General features: G+C 65.6%; 14 protein-coding genes. 13 read left to right on the forward strand and 1 reads right to left on the reverse strand.

Annotated elements, in window-relative coordinates; translation table 11 throughout:
• The first annotated feature begins 8 nt into the window (after window positions 1-8).
• Both apbC and EXV95_RS22950 read left to right on the forward strand, forming a co-directional pair.
• Entirely contained in the window at window positions 9-1100 is a 1092-nt protein-coding gene (gene apbC, locus EXV95_RS22945) for an iron-sulfur cluster carrier protein ApbC (protein WP_176888638.1), read from the forward strand.
• Window positions 1101-1125: 25 nt separating this feature from the next.
• Window positions 1126-2079, forward strand: a complete 954-nt coding sequence (locus EXV95_RS22950) for a LysR substrate-binding domain-containing protein (protein ID WP_176888639.1) — start codon at window positions 1126-1128, stop codon at window positions 2077-2079.
• 18 nt (window positions 2080-2097) lie between these two features.
• On the opposite strand, the gene EXV95_RS22955 is transcribed toward EXV95_RS22950, so the two are convergent.
• Entirely contained in the window at window positions 2098-2514 is a 417-nt protein-coding gene (locus EXV95_RS22955; protein ID WP_176888640.1) for a DUF4345 domain-containing protein, read from the reverse strand.
• A 68-nt stretch (window positions 2515-2582) separates the two neighbouring features.
• Between EXV95_RS22955 and EXV95_RS22960 the strand changes: the two genes are divergently transcribed.
• The 11 genes from EXV95_RS22960 (at window position 2583) to EXV95_RS23010 (ending at window position 16463) form a co-directional block, all read left to right on the forward strand.
• Window positions 2583-3197 (forward strand): TetR/AcrR family transcriptional regulator, encoded by a 615-nt coding sequence (locus tag EXV95_RS22960; protein ID WP_255484846.1) that lies wholly within the window; start codon window positions 2583-2585, stop codon window positions 3195-3197.
• Window positions 3198-3399: 202 nt separating this feature from the next.
• Window positions 3400-5307: an NADH-ubiquinone oxidoreductase-F iron-sulfur binding region domain-containing protein gene (locus EXV95_RS22965; RefSeq protein ID WP_176888642.1), complete on the forward strand. Its 1908-nt coding sequence runs from the start codon at window positions 3400-3402 to the stop codon at window positions 5305-5307.
• A complete protein-coding gene (gene fdhF / locus EXV95_RS22970; protein WP_176888643.1) occupies window positions 5304-8204 on the forward strand; it encodes a formate dehydrogenase subunit alpha in 2901 nt (966 codons plus the stop codon). Before EXV95_RS22965 ends, fdhF begins: the two co-directional genes overlap by 4 nt.
• A 66-nt stretch (window positions 8205-8270) precedes the next feature.
• Window positions 8271-8822, forward strand: a complete 552-nt coding sequence (locus EXV95_RS22975; RefSeq protein ID WP_121507325.1) for a DUF3305 domain-containing protein — start codon at window positions 8271-8273, stop codon at window positions 8820-8822.
• Window positions 8815-9576 (forward strand): DUF3306 domain-containing protein, encoded by a 762-nt coding sequence (locus EXV95_RS22980; protein WP_176888644.1) that lies wholly within the window; start codon window positions 8815-8817, stop codon window positions 9574-9576. Before EXV95_RS22975 ends, EXV95_RS22980 begins: the two co-directional genes overlap by 8 nt.
• Window positions 9536-11617, forward strand: a complete 2082-nt coding sequence (locus EXV95_RS22985) for a 4Fe-4S binding protein (RefSeq protein ID WP_176889156.1) — start codon at window positions 9536-9538, stop codon at window positions 11615-11617. Before EXV95_RS22980 ends, EXV95_RS22985 begins: the two co-directional genes overlap by 41 nt.
• Window positions 11614-12249 (forward strand): molecular chaperone, encoded by a 636-nt coding sequence (locus tag EXV95_RS22990; protein WP_121507323.1) that lies wholly within the window; start codon window positions 11614-11616, stop codon window positions 12247-12249. The genes EXV95_RS22985 and EXV95_RS22990 overlap by 4 nt, the downstream gene beginning before the upstream one ends.
• Before the next feature lie 147 nt (window positions 12250-12396).
• Window positions 12397-12606 carry a formate dehydrogenase gene (locus tag EXV95_RS22995; protein WP_055402831.1) on the forward strand — a complete coding sequence of 70 codons (210 nt, stop codon included), beginning with the start codon at window positions 12397-12399 and terminating at the stop codon, window positions 12604-12606.
• A gap of 13 nt (window positions 12607-12619) precedes the next feature.
• The gene (locus tag EXV95_RS23000) at window positions 12620-15580 is read left to right on the forward strand and encodes a formate dehydrogenase subunit alpha (RefSeq protein ID WP_121421028.1); all 2961 of its coding nucleotides are present in this window, start codon (window positions 12620-12622) and stop codon (window positions 15578-15580) included.
• Between the two features lie 23 nt (window positions 15581-15603).
• On the forward strand, window positions 15604-16221 hold the full coding sequence (fdh3B, locus tag EXV95_RS23005) for a formate dehydrogenase FDH3 subunit beta (RefSeq protein ID WP_108616030.1): 618 nt from the start codon (window positions 15604-15606) through the stop codon (window positions 16219-16221).
• On the forward strand, window positions 16221-16463 hold the full coding sequence (locus EXV95_RS23010) for a hypothetical protein (protein ID WP_055402825.1): 243 nt from the start codon (window positions 16221-16223) through the stop codon (window positions 16461-16463). Before fdh3B ends, EXV95_RS23010 begins: the two co-directional genes overlap by 1 nt.
• Window positions 16464-16465: the final 2 nt, after the last annotated feature.

Here is a 16465-nt window from a genome sequence, read left to right on the forward strand (position 1 = left end):
TTATTTGCATGGCAGTCACCGAACAGGGCCTTTTGGCCGCACTTTCCAGCGTGCTGGACCCCCACACGGGCAAGGATTTCGTCAGCACCCGCGCCCTGCGCAATGTGCAGATCAGCGGCGGCGACGTGGCCTTCGACGTGGAGCTGGGCTACCCTGCCAAGAGCCTGGTGCCCGAACTGCGCCGCAATCTGGTGGCCGCTGCCAAGGGCGTGGGGGGAGTCGAGAACGTGTCGGTCAACATCACCACCAAGGTGATTGCGCATGCCGTGCAGCGCGGCGTGCAGCTGTTGCCCCAGGTCAAGAACATCATCGCCGTGGCCTCGGGCAAGGGCGGCGTGGGCAAGAGCACCACCGCCGCCAACCTGGCCCTGGCCCTGGCCGCCGAGGGCGCCAGCGTGGGCGTGCTCGACGCCGACATCTACGGCCCTAGCCAGCCCATGATGCTGGGCATCAACCGCCGCCCTGAAAGCGACGACGGCAAGACCATGGAGCCGCTGGAAAACTACGGCGTGCAGGTCATGTCCATCGGTTTCCTGGTGGACCAGGACGAAGCCATGATCTGGCGCGGCCCCATGGCCACCCAGGCGCTGGAGCAGCTGCTGCGCCAGACCAACTGGAAAGACCTCGACTACCTCATCATCGACATGCCCCCCGGCACCGGCGACATCCAGCTCACCCTGAGCCAGCGCGTGCCCATGACCGGCGCCGTGATCGTGACCACGCCGCAGGACATCGCCCTGCTCGATGCCAAGAAGGGCATCAAGATGTTCGAGAAGGTGGGCGTGCCCATCCTCGGCATCGTCGAGAACATGGCCGCGCACGTGTGCAGCAACTGCGGCCATGTGGAACACATCTTTGGCGCCGATGGCGGCAAGAAGATGGCCGCCGAATACAACATGGACTACCTGGGCGCGTTGCCGCTCGATATGAGCATCCGCCTGCAGGCCGACAGCGGCAAGCCCACCGTGGTGGCCGACCCGGACGGGGACGTGGCCAAGATCTACAAGAAGGTCGCGCGCGATGTGGCGGTGAAGATCGCCCTGCAGGCCAAGGACTTCTCCAACAAGTTCCCCACCATCTCGATCAGCAAGAACACCTGATCCTCCTGATCTGCCGCGCTGCGCTATGAACCTGCTCGCGTCCCTGCGCTACCTGGTGGCGCTGCACGAGCACCGGCACTTTGGTCGTGCGGCGCAGGCCTGCCACATCACGCAGCCAGCGCTGTCCAACGCGCTGCGCGCGCTGGAAAAGGAGTTTGGCGTGGTGGTGGTGCGCCGGGGCCGCAGCTTCGAAGGCTTCACGCCCGAGGGCGAGCGCGTGCTGGCCACCGCCCAGCGCATGCTGCACGAGCACCAGGTGCTGCAGCAGGACCTGAGCAGCGACGCCGCCCACCCGCGCGGCACGCTGCGCCTGGGCGCGGTGCCCACCGCCATGCCCATCCTGGCGCGGTTTGCGGCGCAGCTGCAGGCACGGCACCCGGGCATCGTGCCGGTGGCGCTGTCGATGAGCTCGCAGGCGCTGGAGGCGGGGCTGGAGAGCATTGCGCTGGACCTGGCGCTGGGCTACACCGAGCGCATGCCTGCACGCGGCGGGCCATTGCGTGCTTGGCCGCAGTATGTGGAGCACTACTTTCTGCTGCGCCGAGCCCCTGCCGCCAACGTGCGCGGCTTGCAGATCGGCGACCCCATGCATTGGGCCGATGCCGCACGCCTGCCACTGTGCTTGCTTACCCCCGAGATGCACAACCGAAGCCTGGTCGATGGCGCCTTCCGCGCTTCCGGCGCCACGGTGATGCCTGCGATGGAAACGGATTCGGTGCTGACCCTGGCGCTCAGCGTGGTGGCGGGCCATGTGTGCAGCGTCCTGCCCGGGGCGCTGGTGGACGCCGTGCGCGGCCATGATGGACTGGAGGCCCTGCCGTTGACGAGCCCGGTGCTCACCACCCCCATTGGATTCATGTCGCACCGGCAGGTGCAGCCCACCCGGGCGCTGGATGCGGCACTGGCGCTGGCGCAAGATCGTGAGTGGTTGCAGCACGCCGCAGCGCACAGCGGATTGCTGGCGGCGGAGCCGCTGTAGGTGCAGGTTTCTCGGGCCCTACCCACGCGAAATGGGCCGGGCCGCCCCAGTGCTGGTAGCCACGCGTCGCTGCCACGCGATGAAGGCCGGCGCACCCACCAGCTCCAGCACCGTGAAACCGATAAATGGCGCGGGTGGCAGGCCCAGAAAGGCCATCGACAGCGCCCGGCCCACGCCGCCTAGAAACACCGCGCCCCACAACACCGCAAACATCCGCCCCTCGCGGTCGATGCGCGGCACCAGCGACCACATCGCCAGGCCCAGCCCCAGCCACACGCCGCCAAAAAAGCGCAGGTTGCCGTCGAGCAGCGCATCGCGCGGCAGGCCGCTGGTGCGGTAGATCGGGTCGTAGATGCCCATCATCGTCAGCACGCCAGTGGCAACTGGGATCAGCGCCATCACGGCGGTAGTGGCTTGGAGCAGGCGTCGGGCCATGGTTTATCTTTACGGTGTCAGGATTGGGTATTGTTGGGGTGTATCTTGACTGTGTCAAGATTGCCGCCATGAACTCAGCTGAAACTCCGCGCGCCACTTACCACCATGGCGACTTGCGCACCGCACTGGTGTCTGCCGCCGAGGGCTTGCTGGCGTCCGGGGCCACGCTCAGCCTCCGCGCGGTGGCCAAAGCGGCGGGGGTGTCGCATGCGGCCCCATACCACCACTTCGCCAATCTGGATGCGTTGCTGGCTGCCGTGGCCACGCGCGGTTTTCACGACCTGGCGGCCGACATGGAGGCCGCACACCCCGGTGTGGACACCGCCGCCAGACTGGTGGGGCACTGCACCGCCTACGTGGCCTTTGCGCTCGCGCGTCCTGCCGCGTTCCGGCTGATGTTCAGCCCGCTGCTGCAACACAAGGCCGACCACCCGGCGTTGCGGGCGGCGGCGGACGGGTCTTTTGAGGTGCTGCGCAAAGCCGCCCATGCCCATGTGGGCGAAGGGGCGGACGAGCTGGCACTGGCGGGGTGGAGCCTGGCCCACGGGCTGGCCAGCCTGGCGATCGATGGCGCCCTGTCCACCGCGCCCGTGCCCATGCCCTCGGCGCAAGACCTGGCGGCTCTGCTGGCGAGCCGGTTGCTGGCGAACCTGCCCATGGGCAGTCCAGGCAGTGCAGGCTGAGAAGGCTGAGAAGGCGGCGGATGAGCTGTCCCCACGCTGTGCAGCGCAATGCCACCGTGTGCAGCTCATTTGTTTTTGTGATCGACCCATGTGCATCTGCAATTTGACGCACCGGGGTGCCTCGCCGACACTGCGACCGCCCAGCCGCCTTATGCAGGCGGCTTCATAAGCACCACAACAAGACATCCCACGATTTCGCTCCATGCACCTCGCCCCCGAAGCCCCCACCGCAACCGTCGTGGCCGCCGTGTCGGTCAACGACATGCGCGAGCGCATCCGCCGCAAAAGCCGCCTCAAGGGCCGCCAGCCCGAGGACGCTGCGATGGCCGATGTGGCGCAGTTGCTGGGCCCGCGCCCGGCCGACGGCTTCCGGCGCGACCTGCTCATCGAATACCTGCACCGCCTGAACGACCATTTCGGCGTGCTGCACGGCCGGCATCTGGTGGCGCTGGCCAAGCAGCTGAATCTGCCCATGGCCGAGGTGTACGAGGTGGCGAGCTTCTACCACCACTTCGAGATCGTGCGCGGCGAGGATGCCCTGGCCCCGCGCCTGGTGCTGCGGGTGTGCGACAGCCTGAGCTGCAGCCTGGCCGGTGCCCGCGAGCTGTTGGCCACGCTGCCCGAGCGGCTGCGCGCGGCCGGGCAGGGCGATGTGCAGGTGCAGGCCGTGCCCTGCGTAGGCCGCTGCGAACAAGCGCCCGTGGCGGTGGTGCACCAGTGCCCCGTGCCACACGCCACGGTGGATACCGTGCTGGAGGTGGTGAAATCCAGGCCAAATCGGGCTATAGCGCTTCATCCACAAGCGCTAGTAGCTATCAATTTTGATATTTCTGAGCTGTCCGAGAAGAGCGTGCCAACGCAGCCGGACGGGATCAGCCCCGCGCACACCGACCTTGTCACCTACCGTGCCCAGGGCGGCTACCAGACCGCCGCCGCGCTGGTCAACGGCGAGATGGATGCCGAGGCCGTGCTCGCTACCATGGAGGACTCGGGTTTGCGCGGCCTGGGCGGCGCGGGCTTCCCGGCGGGGCGCAAATGGCGCATTGTGCGGGACCAGCCCGCGCCGCGCCTGATGGCCGTCAACATCGACGAAGGCGAGCCCGGCACCTTCAAGGACCGCACCTACCTCGAACGCGACCCGCACCGCTTTCTGGAAGGCGTGCTCATCGCCGCCCAGGTGGTGGGTACCGAGGCCATCTATATCTACCTGCGCGACGAATACCACGGCTGCCGCGCGCTGTTGCAGCGCGCACTGGACGACCTGCGTGCCGAGCCGCCATGCCCGCTGCCGCACATCGAGCTGCGGCGCGGTGCGGGCGCCTACATCTGCGGCGAAGAGTCGGCCATGATCGAGAGCATCGAAGGCAAACGCGGCGAACCCCGCATGCGCCCGCCCTACATCGCGCAGGTCGGCCTGTTCGGCCGGCCCACGCTGGAGCACAACTTCGAGACGCTGTACTGGGTGCGCGACATCGTGGAACGTGGCCCGCAGTGGTTTGCCAGCTTTGGTCGCCACGGGCGCAAGGGGCTGCGTAGTTTCAGCGTGAGCGGGCGCGTGAAGCACCCCGGTGTCAAGCTCGCGCCCGCGGGCATCACGGTGCAGGAGCTCATCGACGAATACTGCGGCGGCATGCTGGATGGTCACCAGCTCTATGCCTACCTGCCCGGCGGCGCGTCGGGCGGCATCCTGCCCGCCAGCCTCAACCAGATTCCCCTGGACTTTGACACCCTGCAGCCCTACGGCTGCTTCATCGGTTCGGCCGCCGTCATCGTGCTCAGCCAGCACGACCGGGCGCGCGATGCGGCGCTGAACGTGATGCGGTTTTTTGAACACGAAAGCTGCGGCCAGTGCACGCCCTGCCGCGTGGGCACGGCCAAGGCAGCCGCGCTGATGCAGGCCCGGCAGTGGGACGCCGACCTGCTGGACGACTTGGCGCAGGTGATGGCCGATGCGTCCATCTGCGGCCTGGGCCAGGCGGCGCCCAACCCCATCCGCTGCATTCACAAATACTTTCCGCATGAGGTGGGCGAGGGCCCCTGGCCGGGCGATTTGCCCAAGCCGCGCAACAGCCCGCTCACCGAGCAATTGCCCGGAGGGTTGAAGCCATGAGCGCCGTGTTGACATCTACTGCTGCGGCGCAGCCCGCCGTGGCCTTCGAGCTGGACGGCCAGCCCGTGACAGCCCATCCCGGCGAAACCATCCTGAAGGCCGCGCAGCGCCACGGCGTGGAGATTCCGCACCTGTGCTACAGCGACGGCCTGCGTCCCGACGGCAACTGCCGCGCCTGCGTGGTTGAGATCGCGGGCGAACGCACGCTGGCCCCCAGCTGCTGCCGCGCACCGACTGAAGGCATGAAGGTGCAGGCGGCCAGCCCGCGCGCCCGCAAAAGCCAGCAGATGGTGGTGGAGATGCTGCTGTCCGACATGCCGGACGTGGGATACCGGTGGAACGATCAAAAGGCAAACACTCCTGAATTAATAGCTGGTAGTGCTTATCCATCAAGCGCTGGCGGCCAATTTGACTCAAAAAATCTAGAAACGATAGGCCAACACGGCGAGCTGAGCGTCTGGGCGGACCGCCTGGGCGTGGCGGTGCGCCCGTCGCTCCAGGCCCTGCGCCGCGCCCAACCCGCGCCCGACCTCAGCCACCCCGCGATGGCCGTCAACCTGGACGCCTGCATCCAGTGCAACCGCTGCGTGCGCGCCTGCCGCGAAGAACAGGTCAACGACGTCATCGGCTACGCGCTGCGCGGGGCAAACAGCAAGATCGTCTTCGACCTCGACGACCCCATGGCCGAGAGCACCTGCGTGGCCTGCGGCGAATGTGTGCAGGCCTGCCCCACGGGCGCGCTCAGCCCCAAGACCCACGTCGGCTCGCAAAAGGTGGACCGCAAGGTCGATTCGGTCTGCCCCTTCTGCGGCGTGGGCTGCCTCATCACCTACAACGTGCGCGATGAAAAGATCATCAGCGTCGAGGGCCGCGACGGCCCGGCCAACCACGGCCGCCTGTGCGTGAAAGGGCGCTTCGGTTTCGACTACGCCCACCACCCCGACCGCCTCACGGTGCCGCTGATCCGCAAGCCCGGCGTACCCAAGGAGGTGCGGCCCTACGGCGCTGACTGGCGCGACACCTTCCGCGAAGCGACCTGGGAAGAGGCGCTGGGCCTGGCTGCTGGCGCGCTCAAAGCCCTGCGCGACACCCACGGCCCCAAGGCGCTGGCGGGCTTTGGCTCCGCCAAGGGCAGCAATGAAGAAGCGTATTTGTTCCAGAAGCTGGTGCGCACCGGCTTCGGCAGCAACAACGTGGACCACTGCACGCGGCTGTGCCATGCGTCCAGCGTGGCCGCGCTGCTCGAAGGCGTGGGCTCGGGTGCGGTGAGCAACCCGGTGAATGACGTGGAGCATGCGGAGCTGATCTTCGTGATCGGATCCAACCCCACGGCCAACCACCCGGTGGCCGCTACCTGGATGAAGAACGCCGCCCAGCGGGGTGCAAAGATCGTGCTGGCAGACCCGCGCGTGACCGACATTGGCCGCCACGCCTGGCGCACGCTGCAGTTCAAGGCCGATACCGATGTGGCCATGCTCAACGCGCTCATCCACACGGTGATCGACGAGGGCTTGGTGGATGAGGCCTTCATCCGGGATCGCGCCAACAACTTCGAGGCGCTCAAGGCCAACGTGATGGGCTGCAGCCCTGAGGCCATGGCGCCCGTGTGCGGCATTCCGGCCGAGACGCTGCGCGAAGTGGCGCGCGCGTTTGCCACGGCCAAGTCCTCGATGATCCTCTGGGGCATGGGCGTGAGCCAGCACGTGCACGGCACCGACAACGCGCGCTGCCTGATTGCGCTGTGCGCCGTCACCGGCCAGATCGGCAAGCCCGGCTCGGGCCTGCACCCGCTGCGCGGCCAGAACAACGTGCAGGGCGCGAGCGACGCGGGCCTGATCCCCATGATGTTCCCGAACTACCAGCGCGTGGACAATGCCGGGGCGCATGGGTGGTTTGAACAGTTCTGGGGCACTCCGCTGGACGAGACCCCCGGCTACACCGTGGTCGAGATCATGCACAAGGCCCTGGCCGACGACAGCGACCCGCACAAGGTGCGCGGCATGTACATCATGGGCGAGAACCCCGCCATGAGCGACCCCGACCTGAACCACGCGCGCCACGCGCTGGCCAGCCTGTCGCACCTGGTGGTGCAGGACATCTTCCTGACCGAAACCGCCTGGCTGGCCGACGTGGTGCTGCCCGCCAGCGCCTGGCCCGAAAAGACCGGCACCGCCAGCAACACCGACCGCATGGTGCAGATGGGCCGCCGCGCGTTGAACCCGCCGGGCGATGCGCAGCCGGACCTGTGGATCATTCAGCAACTTGCTCGACGGATGGGGCTGGATTGGAACTACGAAGGCGAAGAGTCCGGCGTGGCCGCTGTCTACGACGAAATGCGCCAGGCCATGCACGCCAGCATTGAGGGCATCACCTGGGACCGCCTGGAGCGGGACTCCAGCGTGACCTACCCCTGCCTCACGCCCGACGACCCCGGCCAGCCCATCGTGTTCACCGAGAAGTTCCCCACGCCCACGGGCCGCCTGCAACTGGTGCCCGCCAGCGTGATCCCGGCGGCCGAAAAGCCCGATGCCGACTACCCCCTGGTGCTCATCACCGGCCGCCAGCTGGAGCACTGGCACACCGGCAGCATGACGCGGCGCAGCACCGTGCTCGACGCCATCGAGCCCATGGCCACCGCATCGCTGCATGGCGACGAACTGGCGCGGCTTGGCGTGGCGCCCGGTGCGCTGGTGGGCATCCGCTCGCGGCGCGGCATGGTGCAGGTGCGTGTGCGGCGCGACGACGGCACGCCGCGCGGCACGGTGTTCATGCCTTTTGCGTACGTGGAGGCGGCAGCCAACTTGCTCACCAACGCGGCGCTGGACCCGTTTGGAAAGATCCCGGAGTTCAAGTACTGCGCGGTGGCGGTGGAGGTGCTGGAGGGGGCTGCAAGCTGACCGTGCGCAGAGGGGCTTTACGGACAAAGCTGCTGGTGGTCTTGCGCCGGGGTAAAGTCAGCGCCCATGACTGAGCGCCCCTACACCGACGTTGCCGTGATCATGCGGTGCGAGCACATCGACAACCGCTGGCAGCCCTGGCGGTGGTCGCTGGCCGAGGTGGTGATCAACGAGCCCGCCTTTGGCACCGAGCCGCGCCAGATCCTCCGGGACGAGCGCGAGCAGCGCTGGTTGTTCCCGGGGTTTCGGGCAGAGCTGTTCCGCGACGACGCCGAGGGCTACCACCTCAACCTCACTTCACCCGCCCCGTGCTGGTTTGTGATGTGGCGCCGCGATGACGACCCCGGCACTGGCGAGATCCCGCTGGCCCGCCCCGTGGCTGTGAGCCTGAGCTACCACGACGCCGGCCGCTGGCTGGACGCGCAGGAAACCGTGGAACAGGTGCCAGCCGCGCCCGAAGTGGTGGAAGCGCTGCGCGCCTTTGTGGCCGAGCACTACCAGCCCGAACCCAAACGCCGCAAGCGGCCGGACAGTTTTCGCACGCTGCAAGACCGGTTTGGTAACCCTGCATCTGTGTCCACTGAAAAAACACGTGGTGGAGGTGGCGGTCATGGCTGACGGGTTCCTGGGCCGCTGGTCGCGCCGCAAGCAGGAGGTGCGCGAAGGCAAGCCGGTGGAGGAACCACCACCACCCGCGCCGTCGTTGCCACCGGCCGCGTCTTCGTCGTCACCGCCTAACCCGTCCTCCGTGGCAGCCGGCACCCCCTCCACCGCCGCAGAAGGCGCTGCGCCCGCTGCAGAAGCACCTCCGCCACCCACGCTGGCCGATGCCCAGGCGCTTACGCCCGCGTCCGATTTCAAGGCCTTTGTGGCCCGCGATGTATCGCCCGAGGTGCGCAACCTGGCCATGAAGAAGCTCTTTGCCGACCCGCACTTCAATGTGATGGATGGCCTCGATATCTACATCGGCGACTACACCCAGCCCGACCCGCTGCCCGAAGGCATGCTGCGCAAAATGGCCAGCGCCCATGCGATGGGCTTTTTTGATCATGAAAAGAAGGCTGATGCAGCGCCTGATGTTCCAGTCAATGGCGCCGCCGTAGAAGCCAGTGCAGACGCAGAGGCAATAGCCCCTGCCCTTGCTCAGCCTCGGGATGATGCGGAGGGGCACGCCCCCGCAGACGTGGCACAGTCCGGGGTATGCAACGCTATTCCTAGCGCCCCCTCCAGCGAGCTTGAGATGGCCACCCGCCCCCATAAGGATGCGGTGGCCCTGCCAGCCAGCCACACAGAACATGACCACGACGCTCATCTGCGACTGCAACCAGACGATGCCCCTCAACGCGAAGGCGTTGGGCGCGGCGCTGCATGAAGACCTGACACTCCACTCCACCCTGTGCCGCCGCGAGGCGGGGGCCTTTCAGAAGGCCATCCAGTCGGGTGACGATGTGGTGGTGGCTTGCACCCAGGAGCAGCGCTTGTTTGGCGATCTGGGCCAGCAGACCGAAGGCGCAGTGTCGCCCATCCGGTTTGTGAACATCCGCGAAACCGGTGGCTGGAGCCGCGATGCCGCCAAGGCCAGCCCCAAGATCGCCGCGCTGCTGGCCGCCGCCCGCCTGCCTGATCCACCGCCCGTGCCCACGGTCACTTACAAGAGCACGGGCCGCTTGCTCATCATCGGCCCCCTCGACCAGGCCGAACAGGCTGCCGCCCTGGTGTCGGATGTGCTGGATGTGACCCTGTTCACCCAAGGCCCCGGCAATGCGGGTGGTGCGCAGGCGCGGCGTTTTCCCGTGCTGGGTGGGCGCATTACGGGCCTTACCGGCTGGCTGGGTGCGTTTGAGCTGCAGTGGAAGGCCGACAACCCCATTGACCTGGACCTGTGTACACGCTGCAACGCCTGTGTGGCGGCCTGCCCCGAGAACGCCATCGGCCTCGATTACCAGATCGACATGGCGGCCTGCAGCTCGCACCGCGACTGTGTGAAGGTGTGCCAGGTGGCGGGTGCCATCGACTTCACCCGTGACGCCACGGCGCAGACCGAGCGCTTTGACCTGGTGCTCGACCTGCGTTCGCCCACCGCCACGCCCACCTTCTTGCAGCACGCGCTGCCGCAGGGTTACCTGCGCTGGGACGGGCGTAGTGATGGGGTCAATATGGCCACGCTGCTGAAGCTGCGCGAGCTGGTGGGCGAGTTCGAAAAGCCCAAGTTTTTTGTCTACAAACAAAAGCTTTGCGCCCACAGCCGCAACGAAACCGTGGGCTGCAATGCCTGCGTGGACATCTGCTCGGCCGAAGCCATTGCCAGCGACAAAAGCCGTCAGCAAATCAAGGTGAACCCCAACCTGTGTGTCGGCTGCGGCGCCTGCACCACCGTGTGCCCCACGGGCGCGCTGACCTATGCCTACCCCAGTGCGACCGAGCAGGGCACCAAGCTCAAAACCCTTTTGTCCACCTACGCCGCTGCAGGTGGCAAGGATGCTGTGCTGCTGCTGCACAGCCAGGAGCGCGGACAGGCGCTGGTGGAAGAGCTGGGTCGTGCCGCCCAGTTGAAACTGGCGCAGGGCGTGCCTGCCAACGTGATCCCGGTGGCGCTGTGGCACACCGCCAGCACCGGGGTGGACCTGTGGCTCAGCGCCATTGCCTACGGCGCCTCGCAGGTAGTGTTGCTGACGACACAGGAGGAAGCACCGCAGTACCTCGACGGCCTGCAGGCGCAGATGGATGTGGCGCAAGCCATCTTGCGGGGCCTGGGCTACACGGGCACCCATGTGCAGCTGCTGCGCGCCACCCATCCCACCGAGCTGGACGCCGCCTTGCAGGCCCTGGGCCAGACTCGCCAGAAGACCCCGGCCGTGGCCGCGCGCTTTGCCGTGGCGCAGGAAAAGCGCAGCACGCTGGAGATGGCTCTGGACCATCTCATCGAGCAGGCCCCGATATCTGTGGCCGAGCGACCTGCAGCCATTGCCTTGCCCGCAGTGGGGTCGCCGCTGGGCACCATTGAAGTCAACAAGGACCGCTGCACCCTGTGCCTGAGCTGCGTGAGCGCCTGCCCGGCCAGTGCGCTGCAGGACAACCCGCAGCTGCCGCAGCTGCGATTTATCGAAAAGAACTGCGTGCAGTGTGGCCTGTGTGCCACCACCTGCCCGGAAGACGCCATCACTCTGCAGCCGCGCCTGCTGCTGGCGCCGGAGCGTGCGCAACTGCGCGTGCTCAACGAGGCCAAACCCTGGGCCTGTGTGCGCTGCAGCAAGCCCTTTGGCACCGTCAAGGCCATCGAGGCCATGCTGGGCAAACTGTCGGGCCACGCGATGTTCCAGGGCGACGCGCTGGAGCGCCTGAAGATGTGCAGCGATTGCCGCGTGATCGACCTGTATTCCTCTCAAAGCGAAACGAAAGTGACGGACCTGTGAGCGCCCAACCTGCTTCTTTGACCCCCCCCGGCGGCAGCTCTGCGCTGGATGAGGAAACGGCACGCGCCGAACTCTATGGTCTGCTGTCGCAGTTGTACTACGCCGCGCCCAGCGCCGAGTTGTTGTCTGCCTTGCGGGTAGCCGTGACCGAGGCGCCCGCCGACGGCGCCTTTTTGCAAGAGCCTTGGCAGGTGCTGGTGGGCGCGGCCCGCGAACTGAGCGATGCTGCCATCGCCCAGGAGTTCGACCGCCTCTTTGGCGGTGTGGGCAAGCCGGAGGTGTTTTTGTATGGCTCGCATTACCTGAGCGGTTTTCTGAATGAAAAGCCACTGGCCCGTTTGCGCACCGACCTGGATCGGCTGGGGCTGGCACGCGACGATTCCATGTCCGAAACCGAAGACCACATCGCGTACCTGTGCGAGGTGATGCGCTACCTGATCGCGGGGGATGACGTAGCTGTCTGCAACCTGACGGCACAGCGCGACTTTTTTGCAACGCATCTGCAGCCCTGGGTTTTGCAGTTGTGTGACGCCCTGGCTGCCCAACCCCAGGCGCGCTTCTATGCAGCGCTGGCCCAGTTCACACGGGCCTTCGTGTCGGTGGAGGCCCAGGGCTTCGACATGCTCGACTAACCTCTGGGAGGCTCGAAAAGCCTGCTCAGGTTGCTACAAAAGATGAGTGTCTTAGTGGGAGGTGTAAAGCTCGATTGCAGGCTTTTACACACTGACATAGACTGTATGAATTCCGTTTCATAGCTGCCAGCCATTCTGGAGACAAGCATGCAGAACCGCCAGCCCAATTCCTCACGCCGGAGCTTCTTCTCCGGCGCCGCCACCGTAGGGGCTGCAGCCGCAGCCGTCGTGGCACTCCCCCATGTAGTTCCCTCAGATGCCGTCGTGTCTGAACCCGCTCGGGTGGCGCCAGAAAAAGGCGGTGGCTATCACCTGTCTGCGCACGTGAAGCAGTACTACAAGACCACCCAACTCTGAAGCGGGGCGTGCCATGTTGCTAACCAAGAAGTCCTCCCACGCTGCGCAGGTCGCATCGTCTCCTTTTGTGCACAGCTTGCGCCGTGGCCTGTCGCAGGCGCTGCCCACGATGGACCGCCGCTCGTTCCTGCGCCGCTCTGGCCTGGGAGTGGGCGTGGGTATTGCGGCGTCGCAGCTCACGCTGGTCAAAAAATCTAATGCTGCCGAGGGTGCCAAGGTGGGCATCGGCGACAGCAAGATCGAAGTACGCCGCACCATCTGCACCCACTGCTCGGTGGGGTGTGCGGTGGATGCGGTCGTCGAAAACGGCGTGTGGGTGCGGCAAGAGCCTGTGTTCGATTCGCCCATCAACCTGGGTGCCCACTGCGCCAAGGGTGCGGCTCTGCGTGAACACGGCCACGGCGAATACCGCCTGCGCTACCCCATGAAGCTCGTCAACGGCAAGTACGAGCGCATCAGCTGGGACACGGCCCTGAACGAAATCACGGCCAAGATGAAAGAGCTGCGTGCCGCCAGCGGCCCGGATAGTGTGTACTTCGTCGGCTCGTCCAAGCACAACAACGAGCAGGCCTATCTGCTGCGCAAGTTTGTGAGCTTCTGGGGCACCAACAACTGCGACCACCAGGCGCGCATCTGCCACTCGACCACCGTGGCGGGCGTGGCCAACACATGGGGCTATGGCGCCATGACCAACTCGTACAACGACATGCAAAACAGCAAGGTCGCTCTGTACATCGGATCCAACGCGGCCGAGGCCCACCCGGTGAGCATGCTGCACATGCTGCACGCCAAGGAAACCGGCTGCAAGATGATCGTGGTGGACCCACGCTTCACCCGCACCGCAGCCAAGGCCGACGAATACGTACGCATCCGCTCGGGCACCGACATCCCGTTCCTCTTCGGCCTGCTGTATCACATCTTCAAGAACGGCTGGGAAGACAAGAAGTACATCAACGACCGTGTCTATGGCATGGAGAAGGTGCGCGAGGATGTGCTGGCCAAGTGGACACCCGACAAGGTGGAAGAGGCCTGCGGCGTCAAGGAAGACCAGATGTTCAAGGTCGCCAAGATGCTGCACGACAACAACCCCGGCACCATCGTATGGTGCATGGGCCAGACCCAGCACACCATCGGCAACGCCATGGTGCGTGCCTCGTGCATTTTGCAACTGGCACTGGGCAATGTGGGCAAAACGGGTGGCGGCACCAACATCTTCCGCGGCCACGACAACGTGCAAGGTGCCACCGATGTCGGCCCCAATCCCGATTCGCTGCCTGGCTACTATGGCCTGGCCGAAGGCTCGTGGAAGCACTTCGCCGCAGTCTGGGGTGTGGACTTCGAGTGGATCAAAAAGCAGTACGCATCGCCCGCGATGATGACCAAGAGCGGCATCACCGTATCGCGCTGGATCGATGGTGTGCTGGAGAAGAATGAGCTGATCGACCAGGACTCCAACCTGCGCGGCGTATTCTTCTGGGGCCACGCGCCCAATTCGCAGACCCGTGGCCTGGAAATGAAGCGGGCCATGGACAAGCTGGATCTGCTCGTGGTGGTGGACCCGTACCCCTCGGCCACCGCCGCCATGGCCGCTATGCCCGGCAAGGCCGAAGACCTGAACCCCAACCGTGCGGTGTACCTGTTGCCAGCCGCCACGCAGTTTGAAACCAGCGGATCGTGCACGGCCTCCAATCGCTCCATCCAGTGGCGCGAGAAGGTGATCGAGCCGCTGTGGGAGAGCCGTTCGGACCACATGATCATGCACCAGTTCGCTGAGAAGCTGGGCTTTGCAGCCGAGCTGTCCAAGAACTACAAGATGCAAAAGGTCAAGGGCATGGACGAGCCCGTGATCGAAGACATCCTGCGCGAAATCAACAAGTCGGTCTGGACCATTGGCTACACGGGCCAGAGCCCCGAGCGCCTGAAGGCCCACATGCGGAACATGCACCTGTTCGATGTGAAAACCCTGAAATCGAAGGGCGGCAAGGACAAGGAAACCGGCTACGACTTTGGGGGTGACTACTTTGGCTTGCCGTGGCCCTGCTACGGCACGCCGGAGCTCAAGCACCCTGGCTCGCCCAACCTGTACGACACCTCCAAACACGTGATGGAAGGCGGCGGCAACTTCCGCGCCAACTTCGGCGTCGAGAAGGATGGTGTCAATCTGCTGGCCGAGGACGGCTCGCATTCGGTGGGCAGCGAGATCACCACGGGCTACCCCGAGTTCGACCATGTGCTGCTGAAAAAGCTGGGCTGGTGGGACGACCTCAGCGATGCCGAGAAGGCCAAGGCCGAAGGCAAGAACTGGAAGACCGACCCCACGGGCGCGATCATCCGCGTGGCCATGAAGCATGGCTGCCATCCGTTTGGCAACGCCAAGGCCCGCGCTGTGGTGTGGAACTTCCCCGATGCCATTCCGCAGCACCGCGAACCGCTGTATGGCACCCGGCCCGATCTCATGGCCAAGTACCCCACCCACGACGACAAGAAGGCCTTCTGGCGCCTGCCCACGCTGTACAAGAGCGTGCAGGAGAAAAACGTGGCGGACAAGGTGCACGAGAAATTCCCGCTCATCCTCAGCTCTGGCCGTCTGGTCGAGTACGAAGGCGGTGGCGAGGAAACCCGCTCCAACCCCTGGCTGGCCGAACTGCAGCAGGAGTCGTTTGTCGAGATCAACCCCAAGACGGCCGCAGACCGGGGCATCCGCAACGGCGAGCGTGTGTGGCTCAGTTCTCCCACCGGCGCCCGCATCAATGTGCAAGCACTCGTCACCGAGCGCGTGGCACCCGATACCGTGTGGATGCCGTTCCACTTCTCGGGCCGCTGGCAGGGCGCGGACATGCTGGCTTATTACCCCAAGGGCGCGGCGCCTGTGGTGCGCGGTGAAGCCGTGAACACCGCAACGACGTATGGCTACGACAGCGTGACCATGATGCAAGAAACCAAGACCACGATCTGCAACGTGGAACGCGCCTGATCGCGCCACGCAAGGAGACACACATGGCACGAATGAAATTCATCTGTGACGCAGAGCGCTGCATCGAATGCAACGGCTGCGTGACCGCCTGCAAAAACGAACACGAGGTGCCCTGGGGCGTGAACCGCCGCCGCGTGGTCACGCTCAATGACGGTGTACCGGGCGAAAAATCCATCTCGGTCGCGTGCATGCACTGCAGCGATGCACCCTGCATGGCTGTTTGCCCCGTCAATTGCTTTTATCGCACCGAAGAAGGTGTGGTGCTGCACGACAAGGATGTGTGCATTGGTTGCGGCTATTGCAGCTACGCCTGCCCCTTTGGCGCGCCGCAGTTCCCTTCGTCCGGCACCTTCGGCGTGCGTGGCAAGATGGACAAGTGCACCTTCTGCGCCGGTGGCCCCGAGGCCCACGGCAGCCAGGCCGAGTTTGAAAAATACGGCCGCAACCGCCTTGCCGAGGGCAAGCTGCCCGCCTGTGCAGAAATGTGCTCCACCAAGGCCCTGCTGGCCGGTGATGGCGATGTGGTGGCAGATATTTTCCGCAACCGTGTGGTGCAGCGTGGCAAGGGCGCCGAAGTGTGGGGCTGGGGCACGGCCTATGGGTCACAACAGGCAGGCCAGCCTGCAGGAGGCAAGTCATGATGATGAAGCGTCTTGTTCATTCGGCCCTGGCCGCCGCTGTGGCGCTGGTGGCGCTGACCGCCTGTGGCGAGAAGCCGCAGACCGGCGCGGGCATCCGTAGCGATGCAGCTCCCTATGCAGGTACGGGCAGCAATTTCATGCAGCCCGGCTGGAAGGCCGGAGACAAAGCCGGTTGGGAAGCGCAGTTGAAGGCGCGTCAGCTGTACGGCCAGAACGAATACACCCGCACCCAGTCCAAGTGAGG

Origin of the sequence: Acidovorax sp. JMULE5, assembly GCF_013376875.1 — a bacterium.
Taxonomy (GTDB): Bacteria; Pseudomonadota; Gammaproteobacteria; order Burkholderiales; family Burkholderiaceae_C; genus Acidovorax; species Acidovorax facilis.

Bases quoted from the DNA above. Each gene is read 5' to 3' on its own strand.
- apbC (WP_176888638.1), top strand. From the start codon at position 9: ATGGCAGTCACCGAACAGGGCCTTTTGGCCGCACTTTCCAGCGTGCTG.
- EXV95_RS22950 (WP_176888639.1), top strand. From the start codon at position 1,126: ATGAACCTGCTCGCGTCCCTGCGCTACCTGGTGGCGCTGCACGAGCAC.
- EXV95_RS22955 (WP_176888640.1), bottom strand. From the start codon at position 2,514: ATGGCCCGACGCCTGCTCCAAGCCACTACCGCCGTGATGGCGCTGATC.
- EXV95_RS22960 (WP_255484846.1), top strand. From the start codon at position 2,583: ATGAACTCAGCTGAAACTCCGCGCGCCACTTACCACCATGGCGACTTG.
- EXV95_RS22965 (WP_176888642.1), top strand. From the start codon at position 3,400: ATGCACCTCGCCCCCGAAGCCCCCACCGCAACCGTCGTGGCCGCCGTG.
- fdhF (WP_176888643.1), top strand. From the start codon at position 5,304: ATGAGCGCCGTGTTGACATCTACTGCTGCGGCGCAGCCCGCCGTGGCC.
- EXV95_RS22975 (WP_121507325.1), top strand. From the start codon at position 8,271: ATGACTGAGCGCCCCTACACCGACGTTGCCGTGATCATGCGGTGCGAG.
- EXV95_RS22980 (WP_176888644.1), top strand. From the start codon at position 8,815: ATGGCTGACGGGTTCCTGGGCCGCTGGTCGCGCCGCAAGCAGGAGGTG.
- EXV95_RS22985 (WP_176889156.1), top strand. From the start codon at position 9,536: ATGCCCCTCAACGCGAAGGCGTTGGGCGCGGCGCTGCATGAAGACCTG.
- EXV95_RS22995 (WP_055402831.1), top strand. From the start codon at position 12,397: ATGCAGAACCGCCAGCCCAATTCCTCACGCCGGAGCTTCTTCTCCGGC.
- EXV95_RS23000 (WP_121421028.1), top strand. From the start codon at position 12,620: ATGTTGCTAACCAAGAAGTCCTCCCACGCTGCGCAGGTCGCATCGTCT.
- fdh3B (WP_108616030.1), top strand. From the start codon at position 15,604: ATGGCACGAATGAAATTCATCTGTGACGCAGAGCGCTGCATCGAATGC.
- EXV95_RS23010 (WP_055402825.1), top strand. From the start codon at position 16,221: ATGATGAAGCGTCTTGTTCATTCGGCCCTGGCCGCCGCTGTGGCGCTG.